This window comes from Epilithonimonas bovis DSM 19482 (assembly GCF_900108115.1).
Lineage (GTDB): Bacteria > Bacteroidota > Bacteroidia > Flavobacteriales > Weeksellaceae > Epilithonimonas > Epilithonimonas bovis.
In genome coordinates, this window is sequence record NZ_FTPU01000034.1 from 1 (window position 1) to 22,863 (window position 22,863).

The 22,863-nt window shown below is 39.4% G+C and carries 24 protein-coding genes; 10 read left to right on the top strand and 14 right to left on the bottom strand.

Translation table 11 applies throughout. The features are described 5' to 3' along the window. On the top strand, positions 1-330 hold a 330-nt coding region (locus B0B05_RS12655), incomplete at its 5' end, for an IS1595 family transposase (RefSeq protein WP_143746022.1). Between the two features lie 33 nt (positions 331-363). Here B0B05_RS12655 and B0B05_RS12660 read toward each other — a convergent pair. The 5 genes from B0B05_RS12660 to B0B05_RS12680 all read right to left on the bottom strand — a co-directional run bounded on the left by B0B05_RS12660 (position 364) and on the right by B0B05_RS12680 (position 3,925). Next, entirely contained in the window at positions 364-1,329 is a 966-nt protein-coding gene (locus B0B05_RS12660; protein WP_076783998.1) for a YpdA family putative bacillithiol disulfide reductase, read from the bottom strand. A gap of 178 nt (positions 1,330-1,507) precedes the next feature. Further along, a complete protein-coding gene (locus B0B05_RS12665; protein WP_076783999.1) occupies positions 1,508-1,813 on the bottom strand; it encodes a chaperone modulator CbpM in 306 nt (101 codons plus the stop codon). A 2-nt stretch (positions 1,814-1,815) separates the two neighbouring features. Then, a complete protein-coding gene (locus B0B05_RS12670; RefSeq protein ID WP_076784000.1) occupies positions 1,816-2,721 on the bottom strand; it encodes a DnaJ C-terminal domain-containing protein in 906 nt (301 codons plus the stop codon). Between the two features lie 244 nt (positions 2,722-2,965). Then, the gene (locus B0B05_RS12675; RefSeq protein ID WP_076784001.1) at positions 2,966-3,514 is read right to left on the bottom strand and encodes a lipocalin family protein; all 549 of its coding nucleotides are present in this window, start codon (positions 3,512-3,514) and stop codon (positions 2,966-2,968) included. Positions 3,515-3,592: 78 nt separating this feature from the next. Then, the gene (locus tag B0B05_RS12680; protein WP_076784002.1) at positions 3,593-3,925 is read right to left on the bottom strand and encodes a 2Fe-2S iron-sulfur cluster-binding protein; all 333 of its coding nucleotides are present in this window, start codon (positions 3,923-3,925) and stop codon (positions 3,593-3,595) included. A gap of 55 nt (positions 3,926-3,980) precedes the next feature. On the opposite strand from B0B05_RS12680, the gene B0B05_RS12685 reads away from it, so the two are divergent. Then, complete coding sequence (locus B0B05_RS12685; protein ID WP_076784003.1) at positions 3,981-4,547, top strand: Crp/Fnr family transcriptional regulator; 567 nt, start codon at positions 3,981-3,983, stop codon at positions 4,545-4,547. Between the two features lie 51 nt (positions 4,548-4,598). Continuing rightward, the gene (locus B0B05_RS12690) at positions 4,599-5,048 is read left to right on the top strand and encodes a DoxX family protein (protein WP_076784004.1); all 450 of its coding nucleotides are present in this window, start codon (positions 4,599-4,601) and stop codon (positions 5,046-5,048) included. 68 nt (positions 5,049-5,116) lie between these two features. Here B0B05_RS12690 and B0B05_RS12695 read toward each other — a convergent pair whose 3' ends face one another. The 3 genes from B0B05_RS12695 to B0B05_RS12705 form a co-directional block, all read right to left on the bottom strand. Then, positions 5,117-6,169 (bottom strand): NAD(P)/FAD-dependent oxidoreductase, encoded by a 1,053-nt coding sequence (locus B0B05_RS12695; protein ID WP_076784005.1) that lies wholly within the window; start codon positions 6,167-6,169, stop codon positions 5,117-5,119. 102 nt (positions 6,170-6,271) lie between these two features. Continuing rightward, the gene (locus B0B05_RS12700) at positions 6,272-7,477 is read right to left on the bottom strand and encodes an RsmB/NOP family class I SAM-dependent RNA methyltransferase (protein ID WP_076784006.1); all 1,206 of its coding nucleotides are present in this window, start codon (positions 7,475-7,477) and stop codon (positions 6,272-6,274) included. 17 nt (positions 7,478-7,494) lie between these two features. Beyond that, positions 7,495-8,292: an NUMOD4 domain-containing protein gene (locus B0B05_RS12705; protein WP_076784007.1), complete on the bottom strand. Its 798-nt coding sequence runs from the start codon at positions 8,290-8,292 to the stop codon at positions 7,495-7,497. Positions 8,293-8,545: 253 nt separating this feature from the next. Here B0B05_RS12705 and B0B05_RS12710 point away from each other — a divergent pair, with 253 nt between their 5' ends. The 4 genes from B0B05_RS12710 to B0B05_RS12725 all read left to right on the top strand — a co-directional run bounded on the left by B0B05_RS12710 (position 8,546) and on the right by B0B05_RS12725 (position 15,005). After that, positions 8,546-9,139 carry a TetR/AcrR family transcriptional regulator gene (locus B0B05_RS12710; RefSeq protein ID WP_076784008.1) on the top strand — a complete coding sequence of 198 codons (594 nt, stop codon included), beginning with the start codon at positions 8,546-8,548 and terminating at the stop codon, positions 9,137-9,139. Between the two features lie 193 nt (positions 9,140-9,332). Then, positions 9,333-10,676, top strand: coding sequence for a TolC family protein (locus B0B05_RS12715; RefSeq protein WP_076784029.1), 1,344 nt, complete (start codon positions 9,333-9,335; stop codon positions 10,674-10,676). Between the two features lie 72 nt (positions 10,677-10,748). Next, positions 10,749-11,810, top strand: coding sequence for an efflux RND transporter periplasmic adaptor subunit (locus tag B0B05_RS12720; RefSeq protein ID WP_076784009.1), 1,062 nt, complete (start codon positions 10,749-10,751; stop codon positions 11,808-11,810). 6 nt (positions 11,811-11,816) lie between these two features. Continuing rightward, positions 11,817-15,005 (top strand): efflux RND transporter permease subunit, encoded by a 3,189-nt coding sequence (locus B0B05_RS12725; RefSeq protein WP_076784010.1) that lies wholly within the window; start codon positions 11,817-11,819, stop codon positions 15,003-15,005. A 131-nt stretch (positions 15,006-15,136) separates the two neighbouring features. Here B0B05_RS12725 and B0B05_RS12730 read toward each other — a convergent pair whose 3' ends face one another. Then, complete coding sequence (locus B0B05_RS12730) at positions 15,137-15,583, bottom strand: KTSC domain-containing protein (RefSeq protein ID WP_076784011.1); 447 nt, start codon at positions 15,581-15,583, stop codon at positions 15,137-15,139. Between the two features lie 391 nt (positions 15,584-15,974). Here B0B05_RS12730 and B0B05_RS12735 point away from each other — a divergent pair, with 391 nt between their 5' ends. Further along, on the top strand, positions 15,975-16,376 hold the full coding sequence (locus tag B0B05_RS12735) for an META domain-containing protein (protein WP_076784012.1): 402 nt from the start codon (positions 15,975-15,977) through the stop codon (positions 16,374-16,376). A gap of 55 nt (positions 16,377-16,431) precedes the next feature. On the opposite strand, the gene B0B05_RS12740 is transcribed toward B0B05_RS12735, so the two are convergent. From B0B05_RS12740 to B0B05_RS12760, 5 genes are all read right to left on the bottom strand, one after another. Then, complete coding sequence (locus B0B05_RS12740) at positions 16,432-16,674, bottom strand: hypothetical protein (protein WP_074236598.1); 243 nt, start codon at positions 16,672-16,674, stop codon at positions 16,432-16,434. A gap of 125 nt (positions 16,675-16,799) precedes the next feature. Next, positions 16,800-17,696 (bottom strand): 3-hydroxyacyl-CoA dehydrogenase family protein, encoded by an 897-nt coding sequence (locus tag B0B05_RS12745; RefSeq protein WP_076784013.1) that lies wholly within the window; start codon positions 17,694-17,696, stop codon positions 16,800-16,802. A gap of 139 nt (positions 17,697-17,835) precedes the next feature. Then, positions 17,836-18,807 carry a Gfo/Idh/MocA family protein gene (locus tag B0B05_RS12750; protein ID WP_076784014.1) on the bottom strand — a complete coding sequence of 324 codons (972 nt, stop codon included), beginning with the start codon at positions 18,805-18,807 and terminating at the stop codon, positions 17,836-17,838. Between the two features lie 122 nt (positions 18,808-18,929). After that, entirely contained in the window at positions 18,930-19,754 is an 825-nt protein-coding gene (locus tag B0B05_RS12755) for an SDR family oxidoreductase (RefSeq protein ID WP_076784015.1), read from the bottom strand. A 126-nt stretch (positions 19,755-19,880) separates the two neighbouring features. After that, the gene (locus B0B05_RS12760) at positions 19,881-20,858 is read right to left on the bottom strand and encodes a 3-oxoacyl-ACP synthase III family protein (RefSeq protein WP_076784016.1); all 978 of its coding nucleotides are present in this window, start codon (positions 20,856-20,858) and stop codon (positions 19,881-19,883) included. A 192-nt stretch (positions 20,859-21,050) separates the two neighbouring features. Here B0B05_RS12760 and B0B05_RS12765 point away from each other — a divergent pair, with 192 nt between their 5' ends. Further along, on the top strand, positions 21,051-21,701 hold the full coding sequence (locus B0B05_RS12765) for a protein-L-isoaspartate(D-aspartate) O-methyltransferase (RefSeq protein ID WP_076784030.1): 651 nt from the start codon (positions 21,051-21,053) through the stop codon (positions 21,699-21,701). 169 nt (positions 21,702-21,870) lie between these two features. Next, on the top strand, positions 21,871-22,641 hold the full coding sequence (gene mazG, locus B0B05_RS12770) for a nucleoside triphosphate pyrophosphohydrolase (RefSeq protein WP_076784017.1): 771 nt from the start codon (positions 21,871-21,873) through the stop codon (positions 22,639-22,641). Positions 22,642-22,863: the final 222 nt, after the last annotated feature.

A 22,863-nucleotide genomic window follows, 5' to 3' on the forward strand; every position in this document is an offset into this window, starting at 1 on the left:
CTTTCTCTGGAAATTAATGAAACCATAAAAGAATCGATTGATAATCAAAGCATTGTTTTCACGGATAAAAGCACATCATACGTTGATATTTCAGATTTTGTTGAACTTCATATCACCGAAAAATCTGATAAAGAAACTACCAACGAAACCTTAAAATGGGTTCACATCACCATCAGCAATGCTAAAAGAAATCTATTGGGAAATTATCATAAAATCAAAAGAAAATATCTTCAATTGTATCTCAACGAATTTATTTACAAACTAAATCGAAGATATTTCGGAGACAAACTATTCGAAAGGCTCATTATTGCTAATATTACAGCAGTATGATTAAAAACGGATATACATAAAAACTTTTAACCACTAATCATTTTTTGAAATAATATCCTTAATAATCTGTTTGGCGTGGATTCTGGAGTTTTCTATAAACCAAAGATGCGTGTCTTTGCCACCACAAACAACGCCAGCCAGATAAATACCTTTGATATTCGTTTCCATACTCTCCGGGTTGTATTTTGGATTTTGGCATTCGCCCTGCAGGTCGATTCCGATATTTTGAAGGAATTCAAAATCGGGTAGGTAGCCTGTCATAGCCATTACAAAATCATTTTCGATTTCCTGGATTTTGCCTTCACGAGTCCTAAATATGACAGAATGTGGTTTTACTTCCAAAAGTTCTGCCTCAAAATGAGCTTTGATACTGCCTTCTTTTATGCGGTTTTCGATATCCGGCCTTACCCAATATTTTACATTCGGAGAGATATCGCTGTTGCGGATAATCATTGTTACGTTGCCACCTTTTCTGTAAATTTCCAGCGCAGCATCTACCGAAGAATTACTTGATCCTATCACCACAACATCTTGAAATGCATACGGATAAGGTTCTGTATAATAATGTTTTACTTTTGGCAGGTCTTCTCCTGGGATATCCATCCGGTTGGGGATATCGTAGAAGCCTGTCGCAATGATGACGTTTTTGGCAGAATAAGTGTGTTTGCTGGTTTCTATCTCAAAATTGTCAATTTTTTTGATATTAAGAACTCTTTCGTATGGCCTTATATTAATAGCTTTTTGGCGCGCTATGCCCTGATAATATTCCAGAGCATCTTGTCTCCCGGGTTTTGCTTTGGTAGTGATGAACGGTATTTCGTCAATTTCTAACCGGTCTGCCGTTGAGAAAAATGTCATGTACAAAGGGTAGTTGTAAAGGCTGTTGGCCACTGTTCCTTTTTCGATAACAATATAGTTCAGGTTGTTTTTCTTTGCCTCCAGAGCGCAGGCCAATCCTATGGGGCCACCACCAACGATAAGAATATCATATAAATCCATAGACCAAATTTACGAAGTTTAAACCAACTTTTCAATTGGGTATTTTTGATTTTAAATACCAAATGGTATTAATATTAAAAAATAGCCCGATGACAAAGCACCGGGACTTTTTTATTGACAAATATCTTTTTAAAATAAAGCTCTTACTCAGAGCGTACAATACCAGATGGTAAATGTGTTAAAAATCCGCATCTTCCCAGCTCTCAAATTTCGTTACATGCCCCAGCAATCTTCTGTTTTCTGTTTTAAGATCTTCCAGTTGATTGAGGAGTTGATGGATAATTTCGATGCCCGGCAGGTTCACATCCAGGTCGTAATGCCAGTTGGCAAAGCGTTCCAGATGTGGTAATTCCTCGTAAATAATATACCGCACGCTGTTTTCTATCTCAGGATGCAGCAACTCGGAGTCGATTAACTGATCTACAAAACTATAATCTATTTTGTACAGCCTGATGATGTCTTCTATGGAGATTCTTTCTGTCATTGTTAAGAATTTTTAAGTTGCTGAAACAGTTCTTTTTGCTGTTCGGTAAGGTTGGTTGGTATTTTCACCGTATAAGTCACATAAAGATCACCAAACTGGCCGTCTTTTTTATAAACCGGGAAACCTTTCCCTTTCAGTCTCACCGTCGTTCCGTTTTGGGTTTCCGGTTTTACTTTCAGGTTAACAGAACCGTCCAATGTGTGGATGGTAACATCGCCACCTAAAACTGCTGTGTAAAGATCGATCTCCACCGAACTTCTCAGGTTGTCACCTTCTCTTTTAAAATCTTTATCTTCCGAAATATTGAAGGTGATGTACAGGTCTCCATTGGGTCCGCCATTAGCACCAGGGTTTCCGTGGCCTTTCAGTTTGATTTGTTGTCCGTCATACACGCCCGCAGGAATGGTGATTCTTACTTTTTTACCATTGATGTCAAAAGTTTGCTGATGGGTTTTAGCGGCATCTCTCAAACTCAAAGTCAGTTCTGCCGATACATCCTGGCCTTTGAATTTCCCACTGGCACTTCCGCGTGAACTTCGGCCAAAACCACCACCAGCACCACCAAACATAGACTGGAAGAAGTCTGAGAAATCCTCACCACCACCGCCAAAATCTCCTCCCGAGAATCCGCCACCGGAGTACTGTTGGCGTTGTTGTTGCTGTGCACGCTCATACTCCTCGCCATGTTTCCAGTTTTCGCCGTATTTATCATACTTTGCACGGTTCTCTGCATTGCTCAGAACTTCATTAGCCTCATTGATTTCTTTGAATTTTTTTTCCGCCTCCTTATCATTCGGGTTCATATCCGGATGGTATTTTCGCGCGAGTTTTCTGTACGCTTTTTTGATGTCGTCCGCAGACGCGCTCTTTTCAAGCCCCAGGATTTTATAATAATCGATGAATGCCATATTTTAGATTAGATTTTTATTACAATTCTATGTTCCCAAAATTACTAATTAGTTTGGCAAAAGACAAACATCACTGTATTACTTTTTAGGAGCATTATGCTTCAGTTCTTTTCACCGGGCGACCCGCTGTCCACTGTATCTTTTTTCCCTGCGCAAGATCCAGGCAAAAAAAGGATGCCGTTCCCATCGGGGCTAAGTTGCAGGTTTTGTATGTCTTTTTTTTGAAATTAGTAGTGCTCTTATATTAATCGGCAGATTGCTCTACCCAAATTAATTCAGAAGTATTGTAGCCGATAGATTGTGCTTTTTTCAAAAACTGAGACTTGATAGTATCCGGGATGGTTTTTTCGCGGGATAAGATCCAGAGGTAATCCAGGTTTTTGCCTGCAACCAAAGCGTAACGGTAGTCAGCAGTGATATCAATCACATTGTACCCAGACCAAAATGGTTTGAAAAACGAAACTTTAAGCCGCGCTTCCTGGTCTGTATTTACAAATTTGGCTTCACCAATACTTTGCTTCCATTCTTTTTTGATATAATCATAGCCCTTGTTATCAACTCGGATGCTTCCGTCAGGATTTTTGGAGTATGTAGCCGTTACCTGATTCAGGTTTTTCTCAAACTTAAAATCAAATCTTGCGATCTCGTACCATGTTCCAAGATATTTATCGGAATCAAAGTTTTGGACTGCCACAGCTTTTCCGGGAATCCCTACGGAGCAGGCATTCAGAATCAATAATCCCAATGCAGCTGCAGAAAGTATCATGATTGCTTTTTTGAATGTTATTCTCATACAGATTTTTTTGCAGGCTTTAATTCAAAAATAATTCCATAGCAAGCCTTTTATCAAAGTAAAAGGAAATGTTGTGGATTATATTTCAGGAGCCAATTGCACAACGAGACCTTCCAGTTCTTCGGTAACCGGAATCTGGCAACCAAGGCGGCTGTTGGGTTTTACATTATCAGCCTCAAAAAGCATCGCCTCTTCGTCGGGAAGCATCTCGGGTAGCGGGACATCCTCGCTCAGGACGTAACACTGGCAAGAGGCGCACATCGCCATTCCGCCGCAGATTCCTATAGTACCTTCGGGGGCCAATTCGTAAGCGCGGACAATTTCCATCAGGCTCATGGCCATATCGGTAGGGGCTGGGATGGTATGAGAAATACCCTCTCTGTCTATAATGGTTATATTAACGTCTGACATAATGCAAAGATACGAGTTAGCTTTAAAAGTTTATTTAAATTTGCTTTAAAACTCAATGCTTAATATTAAGAATTTTTTTTCCGAATTGGTTGATATCAGTGATGAAGACTGGGCGATTTTTTCTTCTAAACTTATCCGGCGTTGCTTTCCCAAAAAATCTGTCATTCTCAGGATTGGTGAAAGGGAAAATTTTTTGTCCTTTATGGAAAATGGGATTATACGTTATAATATTCCGAAACTGGATTACGATTTTACCTTTGGATTTGCTTTTAGTAATTCTTTTGTAAGTGGTTATGATTCTTTTCTTACGCAACAACCTTCCAATTATAATTTGGAAGCCATTACAGATTGTACCTTATGGCAAATATCATATGATGATCTTGATTATATTTATGAAAACACAATAATTGGCGACAGGATAGGGCGCAAAATTGCAGAAAGCCTTTATGTTAAAAAAATGAAGAGAGAGCAGTCTCTCCTGGAGGATTCTGCACAAAAAAAATATGAAGACCTTCTCAAAGAGCAGCCCGAGCTCATTCTGAATATTCCTCTGAAATATATAGCTTCCTACATAGGAATCAGGCCTCAGTCCCTGAGTAGAATAAGAAAACAGATTAAGTAACATTTGTTCATTGACTGGATGACTACGGCAGTATAATTTTGTCAAAAAAAGATGAAACCACTTATTGTACTTTTAGTTGTATTTGTAGCAAGCCTAATTTTTACAAAACTATTTCAAAATCGGGCTGATTATCATTTTGCAGGTAAATTGGCATTGACGGTAATGCTGGTTTTTACAGCAACAGGTCACTTTGTTTACACCAGAGGGATGATGATGATGCTTCCTGATTTTATAATGTATAAAGAAAGCATAATCTATCTAACAGGTATTTTAGAAATTGTAGCTTCGGCAGGGATTTTTTTTCCTCCGCTGCAAAATCTTTGTGGTAGCCTGCTCATCCTGTTTTTTGTACTGCTTTTGCCAGCCAATATTTTTGCCGTCACACATGGTGTCGATTATCAAAGCGCAACTTATGGCCCGATTAATCTCGGTTACCTTTGGTTTCGGGTACCGTTTCAGTTACTGCTGATTGTTTGGACTTACTTTTTTGTCGTAAAATAAAATTAGCCGGGCGTAAGCCTGGCTAATCTATAATTTTATTGCTCTGCTTTCACAAAGGCAATCAGTTTTTAATCAATTGATTTGACAACAGCTTTTTCGGCTTCTTTGCGGGTGCCGTCAAAACCATCCACACCGCTTACAGTGGTGTATTTCAATACAAATTTTTTACCCGGATTCAGCCTGTTGTAAACACTTTGGCACATCAGCGTAGCCTCATGAAAACCACAAAGGATTAATTTTAATTTGCCAGGATATGTATTCACATCGCCAATGGCGTAGATACCGTCAATATTGGTTTGATAATCCAGGGCGTTGTTAACTTTGATGGCATTTTTCTCAATCTCAAGACCCCATTCTGCCAATGGACCCAACTTAGGAGTTAATCCAAATAAAGGAATCAGATAATCGGTTTCTATAATGTGTTTTTCGCCGTCTTTGCTCACTTCTATCGCTGTCAATGTATCATCGCCAATAAGCCCGGTCACTTCTGCCGGTGTTATAAGATTGATTTTACCCTGGTTTTTAAGCTCCTGAACTTTTTCTACAGAATCCAGTGCACCACGGAACTCGTTTCGCCTGTGAATTAGCGTAACCTCCGAAGCTACATCTGCCAGAAAAACAGACCAGTCCAGCGCAGAGTCTCCGCCACCGGCAATGACTATTTTTTTATCACGGAACATCTCGGGGTTTCTTACAAAATATTCCACGCCGTTTTCTTCGAACTTTGCAATGTTTTCGAGATCAGGTTTTCTGGGGTCAAAACTTCCCAATCCACCGGCGATGGCAATGGCTTTACCTTTTACTTTTGTACCTCTGCTTGTGGTAACGATAAAGTCACCATCTTCGGTCTTTTCGTAGCTGACAGCTTTTTGAGCTAAAGAAAACTGAGGCTCAAACTGCTTGATCTGCTCCATCAGATTATCTACCAATACTCCGGCATCTACGCTGGGATATCCCGGGATATCGAAGATTGGTTTTTTGGGATAGAGCTCTGTCAACTGCCCGCCCGGCTGAGGAAGTGCATCAATCAGGTGGCATCTCATTTTTAGCAATCCGGCTTCGAAAACCGCAAAAAGTCCTGTTGGGCCTGCGCCTATTATAATAATATCTGTCTCAAACATTTAGTAAAATTTTGCAGTTGCAAATTTACAGATTAAATCTTAGTTTATATTGATTCTAAAGTATGATATTGATTAGTTCCGGAGGATATAACCAACTCAAAATTATGCATTACGCTTGATGAGCGCCATGTAAAAACCGTCATAGCCTTCGCTAGGCATTATTTTCTCATCTTTGATTAATGAAAAATCCGGATTGTTTTTTAGAAACAGCTGTACCTGTTCGTTATTTTCCGAAGGCAGGATAGAACAGGTTGCATAGATCATCTGTCCGCCTTTTTTCAGTATTTTAGAATAATCCTGAAGGATCTGCTGTTGTTCGCCTTTGATTCTGTCGATAAAATCCTGGTCTATCTTCCATTTGGAGTCCGGATTACGTTTCAAAACCCCGAGTCCGGAACATGGCGCATCAATCAGTAATCTGTCTGCCTTCTCATGAAGCCTTTTGATTACCTTGTTATCAGAAATTAATCTTGTTTCTATGTTGTGAGCTCCGGCTCTTTTGGCTCTCCTTCTTAGTTCAGCAAGTTTCCACTCGTAGATGTCCAGCGCAATAATCTGGCCTTTGTTTTTCATCAAAGCGGCCAGGTGCAACGTCTTTCCGCCGGCGCCGGCACAGGCATCTACCACGCGCATGCCTTCTTTCACGTCAAGAAGTTCACCAATTTTTTGAGAACTGGCATCCTGCACTTCGAACAGTCCGTCTTTGAAGGCTGAGGTTAAGAATACATTTTTCTTCTCCTCCAACTGTACAGCATCGGGGTAATTTTTGATCGTGAAACATTCTACATTCTCATCTCTTAGATCGGCAACCAGTTCACGCGGCGTTGTTTTCAACGTGTTGGTCCGTAAAACGGTTGGTGCCTGCTCATTAAGAGCCAGCATCTCACGTTCCCAGTTTCTTCCCAATTCTTTTTCCAGCGTCTCTGCCAGCCATTCCGGGATAGAGAACTCGATAGCTTTGGTAGGGACAGTACCTTTTTTTAGTTTTGTAAGAATGTCAGCGACTTTGATGCCGTCAAATTCCTCAAATTTTTTGTAATGGGATTTGCTCCAGAGAAGATAAGCGAGAATCAGCTTATATACATTGTTGGGCTTTACGCCTTCGCCCATATAATATTCGAGGCGTTTTTTCCAACGGATTATATTATAAAAGATTTCGGAAACAACTTTTCTGTCTTCACTTCCCCATTTTCTGTGTGCTTTCAGAAGGCGCTCTATAACTTTGTCAGCGTACTTTTTTTCCTGAAAAAAGGTTTCCTGAAGTGCGTCGTGAATCCCGATCAAAAGATTGCGGTGTATTAGTTCCATTAATTATGTTACGAATGTTATGATTTGTTATTGATAAGGCTTAGCTGTACATCACTCCAGTTTTCGCCTGTTTTGATCCTGTGTATCTGCATATCAGAGACACCAAATCTCCTTGCCAGTCTTGCTGCAGGTTCGCCCTTTTTGAGTTTCCTTTTGATCAGAACTACCTCATTATAAGATAGTTTTGATACAGAAGTCGGGTCTTTTTTTGGTTTGGAGATCTTGTAGCTTATAAATTTTGGGCTTTCAAAACTTCTTTTGACAACCTCATCCTTTGTGGCCCAGCTTAAGTTTTCTGCGCGATTGTCTTTTTTGTCAAAATTTTTGTGAATTACAAATTTTTTATTTTCCGGATCATCATTGGTTATAAAAAGTTCTGCTACAGCTTTGTGAACCAAAAGATGGTAATACAAAGCTCTGCTTTTTAGGTCTTTTTTCCGTTGCCTGGATAATCTGCTGACGCAGGATTTGATTTCTGTGGCCAACTCTTCTATCCGTGCAACAGCTTTTTGCAAGTCCTTTCCGGCTGTGTTTTTTTTCCTGATAATTTTTTTGAGTTCACGGGCTTCAGCTCTCAGTTCAGAAATGTGCTCAGCCTGCTCGTCAAAGTTGGCTTTTACGCTTTCTGTTATCGGTTTGAACTGAGTGAAACTAATAATAGGATAACCTTCCCTTAGGCTGCCTTTTAAGATTTTGCCTTCGGGATTATTTTTTGTAAAAGATTTTACTTCTCCGTATTTTGAAAAATAAAGCTGGTAAGTCTCATCAAAGCTTTCTCCGAATTGGTAGACTTTCCATTCTTCGCTGTTATTCATTAATATAGTTTTCGATCAAATTGATTTTACTTCAATTTATTAATCTGATATTTTCTCACAGGCATTAGTAGGCAGCAAAGTTAATGATTTATAAATAAAGTTTTTATTTAATTACCAGACTGTAATATACCTACTCCTGTCCTACGAATATTAATTTTTCGTTAAATGTGTCGATTTTATTTATGAATATAGTTTGACAATTTTGTCAAATCTGATAAAAAAATTTAAATTTGCACAAAATTGTTTAACAAAAATGTCAAATCCGACAAAAAAAGACCAAACTCAAGAATTGATCAAAGAGACGACGAAGAAATTATTCTTTGTACAAGGCCGTTTTGATGTTACTACGCAAGAGATTGCAGATGAGGCGGGTGTCAACAGAACACTGATTAATTATTACTTCAGGTCGAGAGACAATCTTATACAGATTGTTTCTGATGAGGCACACAAAGTAGAAAAAGAGAAGTCTGAAATCATTATGAACTCTGATCTTCCTTTCAAAGAAAAAATTGCAAAATTTGTAGAAAGCAGTTTACAAACAAGCCTACAATATCCTTATCTGGAAACCTATATTGTATCGCAGCTCAACAAAGGTACATGTGCCAAAAAAGATATTGAGGAAGACGATGTCAAAAAACTCTATAAAGATATAGAGCAGGAGATGAGTCTTGGGAAAATTGAACAGATGGAGCCTTGCCAGTTTATATTTAATATGATTTCGCTGCTCGTTTTTCCCAGTGCAATGAGACCGCTTTTTATGGAGAATATGATGATTGATGATAAAGAGTTTGACCGTCTTATTTCTGACAGAAAAGATATCATTATCAAAATGCTGTTTAAAAATTAAAAAGTGTTAAAGTATTTTAACTTAAGATACGTTCCTTATAACGATAAACGATTCTAGAAATAATAAATGATGAAATCGCCAAGGTTTGAAAACCAAAAACCGATGAAGATTAGGCGACTGCATCTGACCTTTGAAAAAAAATAAAATTAACATATGAAAATTAACGACTTAATAAATTATGATCTATAACAACATGATAAAGTGGAAAAAACTGGCTCTGGGTGTTTTGACTGTTACGGGAACTCTGATGTATTCTCAGCAGACCATAACCCTAAAACAAGCCATAGAATATGCCTTGCAAAACAAAACGGATGCGCTGAAAGCTAAACTGGAAGTGACCAATGCAGATTACAAAATTGCAGAAGCTAAGGCCGGTGCCCTTCCAAAGATCAATGGAACAGCGAATCTGACTTATAATCCTATTTTGCAACAGAGTGCTCTAGATGTTGGAAAAGCTTTTGGCGGTCCAAGCAAAATTGAAATGGTTGCATTTGGACAACCTTGGATTGCAGGCGCAGGGGTTCAGTTGCAACAAGCTTTGTTTAATCAGCAGGTTTTTATCGGACTGAAAGCTGCAAAATCTACCAAGGAGTTTTATCAACTGAATGCCGATCTTACGGACGAGCAGATCATTGAAAGAGTTTCCAACGCTTATTTCCAGGTTTTCACGGTTGAACAAAATCAGGAAACGCTCGAAAGCAGTTACACAAGCACGGAAAAAGTCAGAAATATTATTAAAAGTTTGTTTGACAACGGACTGGCAAAGAAAATCGATCTGGACAGAACTAATGTGAATCTTACCAATATCGAAACTAATATAAAACAGACCAAAAACGGAGTAGCTCAGGCAAAAAATGCACTTAAGTTTTATATGGGAATGCCAATTGAAAAAGATATACAGCTTGTAAAAGAGGATATGGAAATCACACCACATCTTCTTGAGAATACAATGAGTTCCGATAACAGAACCGAAGTCAAAGTTTTGCTTAAAAATAAAGAACTCCTGGAGTATAATAAAAAAGCAACCGAGGCTGCTTATTATCCTACCGTTAATCTTACAGCGAATTATAACTGGCAGGGAATGGGTCCCAAGTTTCCACTCACAAATGGTACCTCTAACGGGGTTTATTGGTCCGATTATTCCGCAATTGGCTTAGGAATCAATGTTCCTATTTTCAATGGATTTGCCACAAAGTCAAAAATTCAACAGGCGCAGATCGATCTGGATAAACTAAACCTAGATATTCAGGAAACCAAGCTTAGTTTAGATCTGGCTTATCAGAATGCCAAGTCACAAATAGAAAACAGCCTTAATACTTTAGAATATCAAAAGGCTAATGTAGCGCTCGCGGAAGATGTTCTTGCCAATACAAAAAGTAACTACCAATACGGGCTAGCAACACTGACAGATTTGCTTGATGCCGAAAACTCCTTGGTTCAGGCGAAGAATAATTATACCAATGCCATTCTGGATTATAAAATTGCTGAGGTTCAGTATTACAAATCAAAAGGTGAACTTAAAACTTATTTAAAATAAACTATCAAAAATAACAGTTATAAAATGAAATCTTTGATTCCATTTGACATTAAAAAAAAATAATTATTTCAAATGAAAAAAACTTTAATATATATCATCGTAGCGGCTGTCCTAATTGGTTTAGCAGCTTGGAAAATTGCCGACAATAAGAAGAAGCAGGAAACTGAAGTAAAAGAAGTAGCAAAGCAGGTTGACAAAATTAATGTTAACGTGATTACCGCTTCTCGTGAAAATATCGATACAGATTATTCTGCAAACGGAACATTTATTCCAAAACAAGAGCTGCAGCAATCTTCAGAAATTTCCGGACGTATCGTAAATGTTTTGGTAAAAGAAGGTTCTAGAGTAGGAGCAGGTCAGGTTCTTGCAACCATCAAAAGAGATGCGATAGAGGTAGATGTTTCCCAGGCACAGAACAATTTGCAGAATGCTATTGCAGACAACCAGCGTTATGAAAACGCATATAAAACAGGTGGTGTTACAAAACAACAGCTTGATAATTCAAGATTACAACTGAAAAACGCTCAGGCTGCAGTGAGAGCACAAGGCGTAAGAGTAAATGATACCAGCGTAAGAGCAGGCATCAGCGGAACAATCAACAAAAAAATGGTTGAGCCGGGTGCTGTTGTGGCTCCGGGAACTGCATTATTTGAGATTGTTAATATCAATTCTCTTAAACTTTCTGTTCTCGTAGATGAGAGCCAGGTAGGAAGGATACAACTGGGCCAGGAAGTCAAAATTAATGTGAGTGTTTTGCCAGAGGATTCTTTTTCCGGCAGGATTACTTTTATTGCGCCAAAAAGTGATGCATCACTTAATTTCCCGGTTGAGGTAGAAGTTCAGAACAGAGGTAATCTAAAGGCCGGTATGTACGCCACAGCGGTTTTCAAAACCAATAATGGTGCAGCAACTCAAAATATGATGACGGTTCCCGCAGAGGCCTTTGTAAACGGGGTAAGCTCCGGACAGCTTTTTATTGTACAAAATGGTGCGGCCAAATTAATCAAGGTCCAAACCGGTAAGGTGTATGGTGATAAAGTTCAGATTTTAGGAGGACTTAATGGCGGTGAGCAGGTGATCACAAGTGGACAGATCAATCTGGAGAATGGTTCAAAAATCAATATCGTAAAGTAAGAGAAGATGAAGTTAGCAGAAATATCCATTAAAAGACCTTCCCTGGTTATTGTATTATTTACAATATTGACGTTGGGAGGCCTGCTCAGTTACTCTATGATGGGGTATGAGCTAATACCGAAGTTTGAGACCAACATGGTCACCATTTCTACGGTATATCCCGGAGCGTCGCCAAGTGAAGTGGAAACTTCGGTTACCAGAAAAATTGAGGATGCTGTTGGTGCTTTGGAGAACGTAAAAAAAGTAGAATCATCATCTTACGAGAGTTTGTCTGTTATCATGATACAGCTGAACACGGGTGCTGATGTTAATTACGCTCTTAATGATGCCCAGCGTAAGGTGAATGCGATTCTGGCAGATCTGCCTGATGATGCCAAAGCACCGTCACTTAACAAGTTCTCTCTGGATGATCTACCGATTATGACCATGAGTATCTCCAGTGACAAGCTCAACAGCAAAGAACTATATGACCTTTTGGATAAAAAAGTAGAACCTATCTTTTCAAGGGTAAATGGTGTGGCTCAGGTAGACCTTGTTGGCGGCCAGGAAAGAGAAATCCAGGTCAATATAGATGAGAAAAAACTACAGGGTTACGGGCTGTCTATCGGTGATGTGCAGCAGGTTATCCTGTCATCTAACTTAGATTTCCCTACCGGGAGTTTAAAATCAAGAACAGACAAGTCTACCATCAGGCTTTCGGGTAAGTATAAATCAATTCAGGAGATGAACAATCTTGTGGTTTCTGATAAAAACGGAGCTCAGGTAAGGCTTTCTGATATTGCTACAGTTTTTGACACGCAGAAAGATGTAGAGAAGATTGCGAGATACAATCAGCTGCCTACCATCCTGATGCAGATTAAAAAACAATCGGATGCCAATGCGGTTACTGTATCAGAAAGTGTTCAGAAAACCATGAATGAGGTGATGAAAAACTATGCAGCACAAGGCATCAAAGTTAAAATTGTTGATGACAGTACCAATTTTACCCTAGAAGCTGCGGATCACGTTATCTTTGACCTTTTTCTGGCGATTATATTAGTAGCGGTGGTGATGTTGTTGTTCTTACACAATATCCGTAATGCATTTATTGTAATGGTATCTATACCGGTTTCGTTGATTGCAACCTTTATTGGGATGTACCTGATGGGCTATACGCTTAACCTGATGAGTTTATTAGGATTATCTCTGGTTGTAGGTATTCTTGTGGATGACGCCATTGTAGTTTTGGAAAACGTTTACCGGCATATGGAGATGGGTAAAAGCAGAATCCGTGCGGCTTATGATGGTGCATCAGAAATTGGGTTTACCGTTGCGGCTATTACGTTGGTAATCGTTGTAGTATTCTTACCAATTGCCATGAGCTCCGGACTTGTGTCTGATATCCTGGCGCAGTTCTGTGTGACGGTGGTTATCGCAACGCTGTTATCATTGCTGGCTTCATTCACAATCATTCCCTGGTTATCATCCAGATTTGGAAAATTGGTGCATCTTACAGGGAAAAATCCATTTGAGAAATTTATCCTTTGGTTTGAGAGACAGTTGGACAAATTCACGCATTGGATTACAGGTATCCTGGAGTGGTGTCTCAAAACGACAGTGAGAAGAATAGCCACCGTGATTATCACTTTCCTTATTTTGATATCATCTTTTATGCTGGTGGCATTTGGATTTATCGGAGGTGAATTTTTCCCAAAATTAGACAGAGGCCAGTTCCTCGTACAAATAGAATTGCCTAAAAATGCTACGGTAGAGAAAACCAATCAGGTGACCCTTGCTGTAGAAAAGTATCTGAGACAAGATAAAGATGTGGTAGATCTTATTACAACCGTAGGGCAGCAATCCACAGGTTTTGGGGCTTCTCAGGCGACCGTTTACCAATCAGAGGTTCAGGTGATCCTTGTGGATAAAGCGGAGCGTGCAGAGAGTACAGACATTATTGCTGCTAAATTTAAAAGAGATCTTGAGGAGAAATTTACTGGTGTCGAGTTCAAAACAGCACCAATTGGTTTGATGGGAGCGGATAATGCACCAATCGAGATGGTGGTAACTGCACCTGACAATGAGACTGCAACCAAAGAAGCTACCAGAATCTTACAATTACTCAAAAAAGTACCTGGCTCCGTAGATGCAGAATTATCTACCGATACCGGCAGCCCGGAAGTAAGGGTGAATATTGACCGGGATAAAATGGCAGCATTAGGCCTTAATCTTTCCAGTGTTGGGCAGACGATGCAAACAGCCTTCAATGGTAATACCGATGGTAAATACCGTGCCGGTGAATATGAGTATGATATCAACATCCGTTTCGCAGACAACAACAGGCAATCTATTGATGATGTTAGAAACCTGATGTTTACCAACAGCAAAGGGCAGCAGATCAGACTTAGTCAGTTTGCCAATGTAGACATGAGTTCAGGGCCAAGTTTGCTGCAGCGCAGAGATAAAACACCATCTGTAAAAGTGCTTTCAAAAGTCGTTGGCCGCCCGGTTGGGGATGTCGCCAACGAATGGTCTGCCCAGTTTATGGATAACGAGAAAACCAAGCCTGCCGGTGTCAATTATATCTGGAGCGGTGATATGGAGAACCAGACCGAAGGTTTTGGTACTCTGGGGATTGCCTTGATGGCAGCTATTATATTGGTTTACCTTGTAATGGTATCGCTGTATGACAGTTTTGTATATCCGTTTGTAGTATTGTTCTCAATCCCGTTGGCATTAATAGGTGTAATGGTGATCTTAGCACTGACAGGCAATTCATTGAATATCTTTACAATGTTGGGTATGATTATGTTGATTGGTTTGGTTGCGAAGAATGCGATTATGATTGTCGATTTTGCCAATATGAGAAAAGCAGCAGGAGCCAATACGCATGATGCGCTGATCCAGGCCAACCATGCACGTCTTCGCCCGATCCTGATGACAACCATTGCAATGATCTTTGGTATGATCCCGATTGCGATAGCAAAAGGAGCAGGAGCGGAGATGAACAACGGACTCGCTTGGGTAATTATCGGTGGTTTGACATCGTCATTATTCCTGACTTTGATTATCGTTCCGGTTGTATATTCATTATTTGACTCATTGCTTCGCAGAATGGGCAAACATAAAAAAGTGGATTATGAAGCTGAGATGAAAGCGGACTACGTACACAAAGAACTGAGTGAAGATGGCTTTACGCCAAAACATACAGATTAAACAATACTTATTAATAAGATTATGTACAAAAAGTGCATCAATGAATTTTCATTGATGCACTTTTTCGTTAGTAATAAAACAAAAAAGCTTTCAGAATAAACTGAAAGCTTTTGATATTAATATCTTAAAAGTTAATCCGCCATAGCTTCACCAGACTTTCTATAAATAAAATTTCCATAAATATGACGTCTGGCAAATCGGCTTGGCGAATCTGAATTTACCATTTTGATGTAAGTATTTCTGGGTACACCAATGTATTCAAACATTTTCCCATTCAGATGCTGGACTGTCAAAATCGATTTTTCCAGATAAAAATCCTGGATGTTGGAGGTGGTAATGGTTTCGGTATATTCCTCTTTATACTTTTCCTGAGTTTCCTCGTGGATGCTTACCAAAAAATGATACGCTTCTATCACAGATTTGCTTTTTTCTTCCGCCTCCAGTTTTCCGGCCTCATCATTGATGAATTTGTCTGGATGCGTATCCTTCATTGCGTTTCTGTAAACGGTTTTCAAGTCCTTCAACGTAGCGGTTTTGTCTACCCCAAGCAGCTTTCTGTGTTCGCCTATTCTTTTCATATTTAGGTTTTTTATTTTTTTAAGTCCTATGTAATCGCCTAATCTTCATCGGTTTTTGCCTCACCTTTTTGATCTTTTTAATCGGAACTCGATGTTGGATCAATTGTTTTTTTTAACCAGGGCACTTTTATAAAACTAATTCTCTAATTCGGGGTGCAAAATTAGTTTAATTAATTTTAAAAAACATAACTTATTCATTATTAATTTATTTGACAGACTGATCCGGTGATCCTCCGAAGTTTTAGCACCCGTGAATCTAGCCATGTTAAAAGAAAATCCTATCTTTGGGTATCAATTTTTACGACTATAAAATCGCTATGATTTGGAATCTAAAAACCAATGAAAATACAGCGATAACGTCTTACTATTAAAAAACAATAAGTATCTCAATATGAAAAAGTTTTTATATACCGCAATGATATCCCTTATGGTGGCTTCTTGTACCACAAGATTGGGAAACACATCAAAAGTGGGGAAAAATCAGGCGCCTATCACAGGCACACAATGGGTTTTGGCCGATGATGTAACCAATAAACCAACATTGGTTATAGAACAAAACAGAATCTCCGGTAATGCTGGCTGCAACAACTATTTTTCTGATGCAACGATAGATACTGCTGCGGGTAATTTTTCTGCAAAAAATATTGGATCTACCAGAAAAATGTGCAACAATATGACAACCGAGACCAGTTATCTCAATGTTTTGCAGCAGGCCAATAAGTATGTAGTGACAGAAACTACACTGGAACTTTATAAAGACAATCTGTTGCTGCTAAAATTCAATAAGCAATAATAGTCTCAATGACTTAACAAAAAAAAGGAACTCAGTTTTGAGTTCCTTTTTTGTTTTATTCTTCGTCTTCCTCGTCGTCGTATTTTGCAAGTTCTTCGTCACACCATTTGAAGGCTTCTTCTACAACTTTTGTAGCTTCTGTCGCTACAGTCTCCTCGTCGTCACCCTCCAAGTCATCCAACCATTCTACATCCTCTTCTTCTACGTTAAGGATAAAACGTGGATACTCTGTGTGTACTACAAAAAGATCTTCCGGAAAATCAGAATTGTCGGCTAATAAAAACTTAGGTAATTTCATAACAAAAAAATTTAAAATAGATAGAGCTTTATATTGTTACTCTTATGGTTCAAAGATAGAAAATTTCCTGAAAAGAATATTGATAATTATTTTTTTCCAACAAGAATTTCTATACACTACCAGTTTTATTTTTTCAGAAACATGGCTGATACTTTCTCGGCTTTTTTGCTCTGGCTGTAGTCATAGAATCCTTCGCCCGATTTCACGCCTTTTTTGCCTGCCATTACCATGTTTACCAGTAGCGGAGTGGGCGCATATTTTGGGTTTTTGAAACCTTCATACATCACATTAAGTATCGCAAGGCAGACATCCAGACCAATAAAATCCGCCAACTGAAGTGGTCCCATCGGGTGCGCCATCCCCAATTTCATCACCGTGTCGATCTCTTCTACACCAGCTACGCCGTTGTACAGCGTCTCGATAGCTTCGTTAATCATTGGCATCAGGATCCTGTTGGCTACAAATCCGGGATAGTCGTTGACTTCTACAGGAACTTTACCTAAGCTTTTAGACATTTCAAAAATAGTATCAAAAGTCTCTTTGGATGTAGAATAGCCTTTGATAATCTCCACCAGTTTCATAATAGGGACCGGATTCATAAAATGCATACCGATTACTTTCTCCGGACGTTGGGTTGCAGCCGCAATTTGAGTAATGGATATGGATGAAGTATTGGTTGCCAGGATACAATTCTCCGGGGCCAGTTCATCAATTTGTGCGAATATCTTTAGCTTAAGATCCAGGTTTTCGGTCGCAGCTTCTACAATAAGATCTGCATTGGGGACGGCATTTTTAAGATCTGTATGAGTAATGATGTTTGCCAGCGTTTTTGCTTTTTCATCCTCTGTCAGATTGCCTTTGGCGATAATTCTGTCTAGGTTGGCCGAGATGGTTTTTATCGCTTTTTCCAGATTATCAGGCTTTACATCTACCAGATTTACAGAAAAACCGCTCTGTGCAAATGTATGGGCAATGCCGTTTCCCATAGTCCCGGCTCCGATGACAACAATATTTTTGTTCATAATTTTATAGATTTCTTTTACAGGAAATAAACAATCTTTCGGCTTCTAAGTTATTGAAAAGAATTAATAATATATTTTTAGGCTAAAACAGTTTGATTGTAAGTTTTTTATCTTTCTCTGTCTATTCCAATGATTATTTCTAATTGTTTTTAGTGATCAGTCTCATTATTTCCAACGCCACCTTCAATGCTTCGGTGCCATCTTCCAGAGAAACCTGTACGGGCAGATTATTTTCTATCGCATTAGCGAAACTTTCCAACTCGTCCAATATGGCATTGTTGGGATGAATGCTTGGATACTCAAACAGAATCTGGTTTTTTTCGCCTTCAGCATTTTCGATAATCATATCAAAGTCAGACGGATGTTCCGGAGCCGGCTTCATGCGGATCACTTCGGCTTTTTTCTCGAGAAAATCTACAGATACATAAGCATCCTGCTGGAAAAACCTTGATTTCCGCATCGCTTTCATCGATATTCTGGAGGTTGTAAGGTTCGCCACACAGCCATTCTCGAACTCGATTCTGGCGTTGCAAATATCCGGTGTTTTGCTCACGACCGAAACACCGCTCGCATGGATTTCTTTCACTTTAGATTTAACCAGACTTAATAGAATATCAAGGTCATGAATCATCAGGTCGAGTACAACAGAAACGTCAGTCCCTCTCGGGTTGAATTCTGCCAGTCTGTGGATCTCGATAAACATTGGATTTTTGATATAATCTTTGGCACCTATAAATGCCGGGTTATAGCGTTCCACATGCCCAACCTGTGCTTTGATACCGTGTTCGTGGCAAAGAGATAATAATTCTTCGGCTTGCTCCAAGGTTTGGGTCACCGGTTTTTCTATAAAAAAATGAATGCCTTTTTTGATGGCTTTTATCGCATAATAATAATGGTAGATAGTTGGCGTTACAATATCCAGCATTTCGATTTCAGCGAGCAGATCGTCAAAATTTTCAAAATATCTGTAGCCCAGTTCAGCTTCCAGCTTTTTCCCGTTTTCTGCGTCTTTATCATGAAAACCTACCAGATTGTACCGGTCGGATTGGTTGAGTAACCGAAGGTGGATCTTCCCCAAGTGGCCTGCTCCCACAAGTCCTGCATTTATCATAGCTATTTTCTTAAAGGGGTAAATTTAAGAATAATACAAAATCAACATAAAAAAAGACCCAGAATTTTTCAGCTTTCTGAGTCTTGTCATTATTTAATACATTAAATAGTGGAAATTTTACCTTATCCCATAATATGAAAACCACCGTCTACATGCCGGATTTCGCCCGTAATCCTGGTCTCGGGACGGAAAAGATGAACAATCTCATGAGCCAGATCTTCCGGCAGTGCGTTCCCCAACGGGCTGATACTGTTGGCCCGTTCTACATCTTCCACTTTAAGGGTTGCATTGCCTGCCTTGCTGCCCATATAAGGTGAAAACCGGATCGCATTGGCTCGAATGCCATATTTTTTCCCCAGTTCATAGGCCATTTCTATGGTCAGCCTTTCCAGTGCTGCTTTGGCAATACTCATATTGATATAAGGAAAAAAAGAAACTTTTTCCGCAGCAATGTAGCTCAGGGAGACAATCGAGGAGCCATTTTGTAAAACACCATTTGATAATAATGCATGGCAAAGTGTCACCAGAGAAAAGGCTGAGACATTCATCGTATCACTGAATTCTTCTGCTGTAACTTCCAGCATGGGTTTTACAGATTTGTTACGGATGGTTTTATCCATGGCAATGGCATGAAGAAAACCATTCAGCTGTATGTTTTTAGCTTTTAAGTCATCAGCAAGATAGCTCAAGCTTTCTGGCAATGTCACATCCAGCGGAGCTGTGTAAACGTCATTTCCTAAAACCTTTTTGCAGGCATTTTCAAAGTCTTCATAATTTTTAAGGAGAAATGATTCTGCTTTTTCCGAAAGGTTTTTATGGAAAGGCGTAACGCCGAGTCCGGTGCAGATCACCTTGCCGTTATTGGCCAGGATTTTTTCTGCGGTAATCATCGCCAGAGAGTTTTCATCTGCAATGCCGGTGATAAGGAAAGTTTGATTATCTAGCATAGTTTACAATTATTTATTAACGCCAAGGCGCTATTCTTTTTATTTGATTTTGTTTAAAAGTCGCAAATGGAAACTTTGCGACTTTTATGAGTTTTAAATTTTAATTCTTGCGACTTTGCGATAAAATTAAGCTTTGTAAAGTGCTGTTCCCCAGGTCCAGCCAGATCCCACTGCTGCGAACAGAAGTATATTACCGGGTTGGATTCTTCCGCTTTTGTAGGTTTCATCCAGCACAATCGGGATGGTTCCGCCAGACGTATTGGCATATTTGTCCATATTGGTCATTACTTTTTCAAAAGGGATATTGGTTTTTCTGGCGGTTTCCTGAAGGATTCTGATGCTTGGCTGATGCGGGATGACCCAATCTACATGGTCAGAAGTCAGTTGGTTGGCATCCAGGATTTCGTTGATGGTTTCCGGTAAAACTCTGGTTGCTGTTTCAAAAACTTCTTTCCCATTCATTTGGAAATAATGGAGTTTTTGTTTCAGTGTTTCTTCAGAAGCCGGCATCTCAGATCCGCCTGCCGGGATGTTAAAGTGGTATTTTCCGGTTCCGTCTGCATGCAGTTTGAAATCGAAAAAACCCTTATCTTCAGTCGTGCCAGACAATAAAATCGCTCCCGCGCCATCTCCGAAAAACACCGAATCTTTTCTGTCCCAATCGGTAATAGTCGAAAAAGTATCCGCACCGATGACCAAAACATTCTTATACATTCCGGTTTCGATGAACTGGCAGCCGATCGCAATCCCATAAAGACCGCCGGAGCAGACTGCAGAGATGTCAAAAGCAACGGCTTGGGGTGCATTCATTTTTTCCTGAACAAAACAGGCTGTGGACGGCGCTTGCCTGTCGGGAGTGGAAGTGGCCACAATGATGAGGTCCACATCTTTTGGTGCTACATCAGTATTTTCCAATGCTCTCAGGCCTGCTTTATAAGCCAAATCACTGGTTACCTCGCCATCTGCTATTCTGCGTTCCCTAATCCCCAGATTCTTAAAAATCCATTCGTCAGAAGAACCCACTTTTTCAAAAAAATCATTTTTAAGTACTTTGGACGGGACATAGGAACCGGTGCCTTTTATGTAGGCTCTTATTTTGTGCATAACTTTTATATTTTTGTCTGTATAATCAGAAATTTAATTAAATTTCTAATAATAAATAACTCAAATTTATAAACTTTATTCTGATTACCTCTTAAAAATGTGATTTAGTTTTAAAAAGATGATTCTTGTTTGGATTTTAAAAATATCCTTCGGAAATTGCAGACTGTAACTGAAAACCGGTTAATGATTATCATGAGAGATACTTACGTTCACAAAGGCAAAAGAAAACAGTTGGTTGATTATCTTCATCAGAAAATCGGGATTACCGACCGTTTTGTTCTGGATGCCATGAACGAAGTGCCAAGACACCTGTTCATAGAAAGTGTTTTCGAAGATTATGCCTATGAAGACCGTGCTTTCCCGATTGCGGCAAAACAAACCATTTCTCACCCGTCCACAGTGGCTGAGCAAACCGAATTATTGGAAGTCAATGAAGGTGAAAAAATTATGGAAATAGGAACCGGTTGTGGTTATCAGACGGCTGTTTTGATTAAGATGAAAGCCTTGGTTTATACCATCGAGCGGCAAAAGGATTTGTTTGATTTCTCTCAGAAGCTTTTAAGGACATTAGATCTTCGTCCAAAATTCCAAAGTTTTGGGGACGGCTTTGCAGGATTGCCAACATTTGCGCCTTTTGATAAAATCCTGGTGACGTGCGGCGCCGAGATCTTGCCAACGGAACTTCTCAAACAGCTGAAAGTGGGCGGCAAAATGGTAATCCCGTTGGGGAAGACTGATGAGCAGATTCTTTACCGGTTTACAAAAATTTCTGAAACACAATTTGAGAAAGAGGAATTTGGGGTTTATAAATTTGTTCCGATGCTTCAAAATAAATCACATTAATTCAGTTGATTGTGATTGGTTGAAAGTTGTTGGAAATTATTTTATAAATCAAAAGTTCAACTTTGCGCAGTGCAGCCCGACTTGAGCGGTTATCCTTTTTGCGAGAGGCTATGCCGAGCAAAAAGATAATAGCGGAAGGCGGAATAGCTGCCCCAATAAATAATACAAGATGAATACAAAACAAGAAAAATTAGAGGCTTTTGGAAGGCTTCTTGATATAATGGATGACCTGCGGGAAAAGTGTCCGTGGGACCAGAAACAGACTTTTGAAACCTTGCGTCATCTCACTTTGGAAGAAACTTACGAATTGTCTGATGCGCTTTTGAATGAGGACTTGCAGGAAATCAAAAAAGAGTTGGGTGATGTCTTGCTGCATTTGGTTTTCTATGCAAAAATCGGTTCAGAAAAAGAGAGTTTTGATATGGCTGATGTCATCAATTCTTTGAACGAAAAGTTAATTTTCCGTCATCCTCATATTTATGGCGACACCGTTGCGAAAGATGAGGAAGCGGTCAAACAAAACTGGGAAAAACTGAAACTGAAAGAAGGGAATAAGTCCATTTTATCAGGCGTCCCGAAAGGTTTACCGCCGATTATCAAAGCTTACAGGATTCAGGATAAGGTAAAAGGGATTGGTTTTGAGTTTGATTCTGCCGATGATGCCTGGGAAAAAGTGAGGGAAGAACTGCAGGAGTTCCATCAGGAAACAGAAAAAGATAAAAAAGAAGTGGAGTTGGGTGATGTATTTTTCTCATTGATTAATTATGCCAGAATCTCCGGCCTTAATGCTGATACAGCTTTGGAAAAAACCAATTCAAAATTTATTTCAAGGTTTCAAAAAATGGAAGAGTTGGCTTTGTCTAAAAGCCTTAGTCTAGCTGACCTTAATCTTGTAGAAATGGATGAACTTTGGGAAGAAGCCAAGCTTTTTGAAAAATAATTTTTGCTTTGATCTTCCCTGAAACTTGTCAGGCTGAGGCGCTCGAAGCCCATAAAATATGTCAGGCTGAGCTTGTCGAAGCCCCACAATATTGTCGAGTTGATAAAACTTGTCAGGCTGAGGCTCCAGAAGCTCATAAAATATGTCAGGCTGAAGTGGAGTTTATCCTAAGCTTGACCAAGAGAAGCTCATTTTTTCCATTAAATTAAAAATAAATACGGC

Bases quoted from the DNA above. Each gene is read 5' to 3' on its own strand.
- mazG (WP_076784017.1), top strand. From the start codon at position 21,871: ATGAATACAAAACAAGAAAAATTAGAGGCTTTTGGAAGGCTTCTTGAT.
- B0B05_RS12735 (WP_076784012.1), top strand. From the start codon at position 15,975: ATGAAAAAGTTTTTATATACCGCAATGATATCCCTTATGGTGGCTTCT.
- B0B05_RS12675 (WP_076784001.1), bottom strand. From the start codon at position 3,514: ATGAGAATAACATTCAAAAAAGCAATCATGATACTTTCTGCAGCTGCA.
- B0B05_RS12665 (WP_076783999.1), bottom strand. From the start codon at position 1,813: ATGACAGAAAGAATCTCCATAGAAGACATCATCAGGCTGTACAAAATA.
- B0B05_RS12740 (WP_074236598.1), bottom strand. From the start codon at position 16,674: ATGAAATTACCTAAGTTTTTATTAGCCGACAATTCTGATTTTCCGGAA.
- B0B05_RS12705 (WP_076784007.1), bottom strand. From the start codon at position 8,292: ATGAATAACAGCGAAGAATGGAAAGTCTACCAATTCGGAGAAAGCTTT.
- B0B05_RS12765 (WP_076784030.1), top strand. From the start codon at position 21,051: ATGAGAGATACTTACGTTCACAAAGGCAAAAGAAAACAGTTGGTTGAT.
- B0B05_RS12755 (WP_076784015.1), bottom strand. From the start codon at position 19,754: ATGCTAGATAATCAAACTTTCCTTATCACCGGCATTGCAGATGAAAAC.
- B0B05_RS12685 (WP_076784003.1), top strand. From the start codon at position 3,981: ATGCTTAATATTAAGAATTTTTTTTCCGAATTGGTTGATATCAGTGAT.
- B0B05_RS12695 (WP_076784005.1), bottom strand. From the start codon at position 6,169: ATGTTTGAGACAGATATTATTATAATAGGCGCAGGCCCAACAGGACTT.
- B0B05_RS12670 (WP_076784000.1), bottom strand. From the start codon at position 2,721: ATGGCATTCATCGATTATTATAAAATCCTGGGGCTTGAAAAGAGCGCG.
- B0B05_RS12720 (WP_076784009.1), top strand. From the start codon at position 10,749: ATGAAAAAAACTTTAATATATATCATCGTAGCGGCTGTCCTAATTGGT.
- B0B05_RS12760 (WP_076784016.1), bottom strand. From the start codon at position 20,858: ATGCACAAAATAAGAGCCTACATAAAAGGCACCGGTTCCTATGTCCCG.
- B0B05_RS12660 (WP_076783998.1), bottom strand. From the start codon at position 1,329: ATGGATTTATATGATATTCTTATCGTTGGTGGTGGCCCCATAGGATTG.
- B0B05_RS12710 (WP_076784008.1), top strand. From the start codon at position 8,546: ATGTCAAATCCGACAAAAAAAGACCAAACTCAAGAATTGATCAAAGAG.
- B0B05_RS12725 (WP_076784010.1), top strand. From the start codon at position 11,817: ATGAAGTTAGCAGAAATATCCATTAAAAGACCTTCCCTGGTTATTGTA.
- B0B05_RS12750 (WP_076784014.1), bottom strand. From the start codon at position 18,807: ATGATAAATGCAGGACTTGTGGGAGCAGGCCACTTGGGGAAGATCCAC.
- B0B05_RS12715 (WP_076784029.1), top strand. From the start codon at position 9,333: ATGATAAAGTGGAAAAAACTGGCTCTGGGTGTTTTGACTGTTACGGGA.
- B0B05_RS12690 (WP_076784004.1), top strand. From the start codon at position 4,599: ATGAAACCACTTATTGTACTTTTAGTTGTATTTGTAGCAAGCCTAATT.
- B0B05_RS12700 (WP_076784006.1), bottom strand. From the start codon at position 7,477: ATGGAACTAATACACCGCAATCTTTTGATCGGGATTCACGACGCACTT.
- B0B05_RS12745 (WP_076784013.1), bottom strand. From the start codon at position 17,696: ATGAACAAAAATATTGTTGTCATCGGAGCCGGGACTATGGGAAACGGC.
- B0B05_RS12730 (WP_076784011.1), bottom strand. From the start codon at position 15,583: ATGAAAAGAATAGGCGAACACAGAAAGCTGCTTGGGGTAGACAAAACC.
- B0B05_RS12680 (WP_076784002.1), bottom strand. From the start codon at position 3,925: ATGTCAGACGTTAATATAACCATTATAGACAGAGAGGGTATTTCTCAT.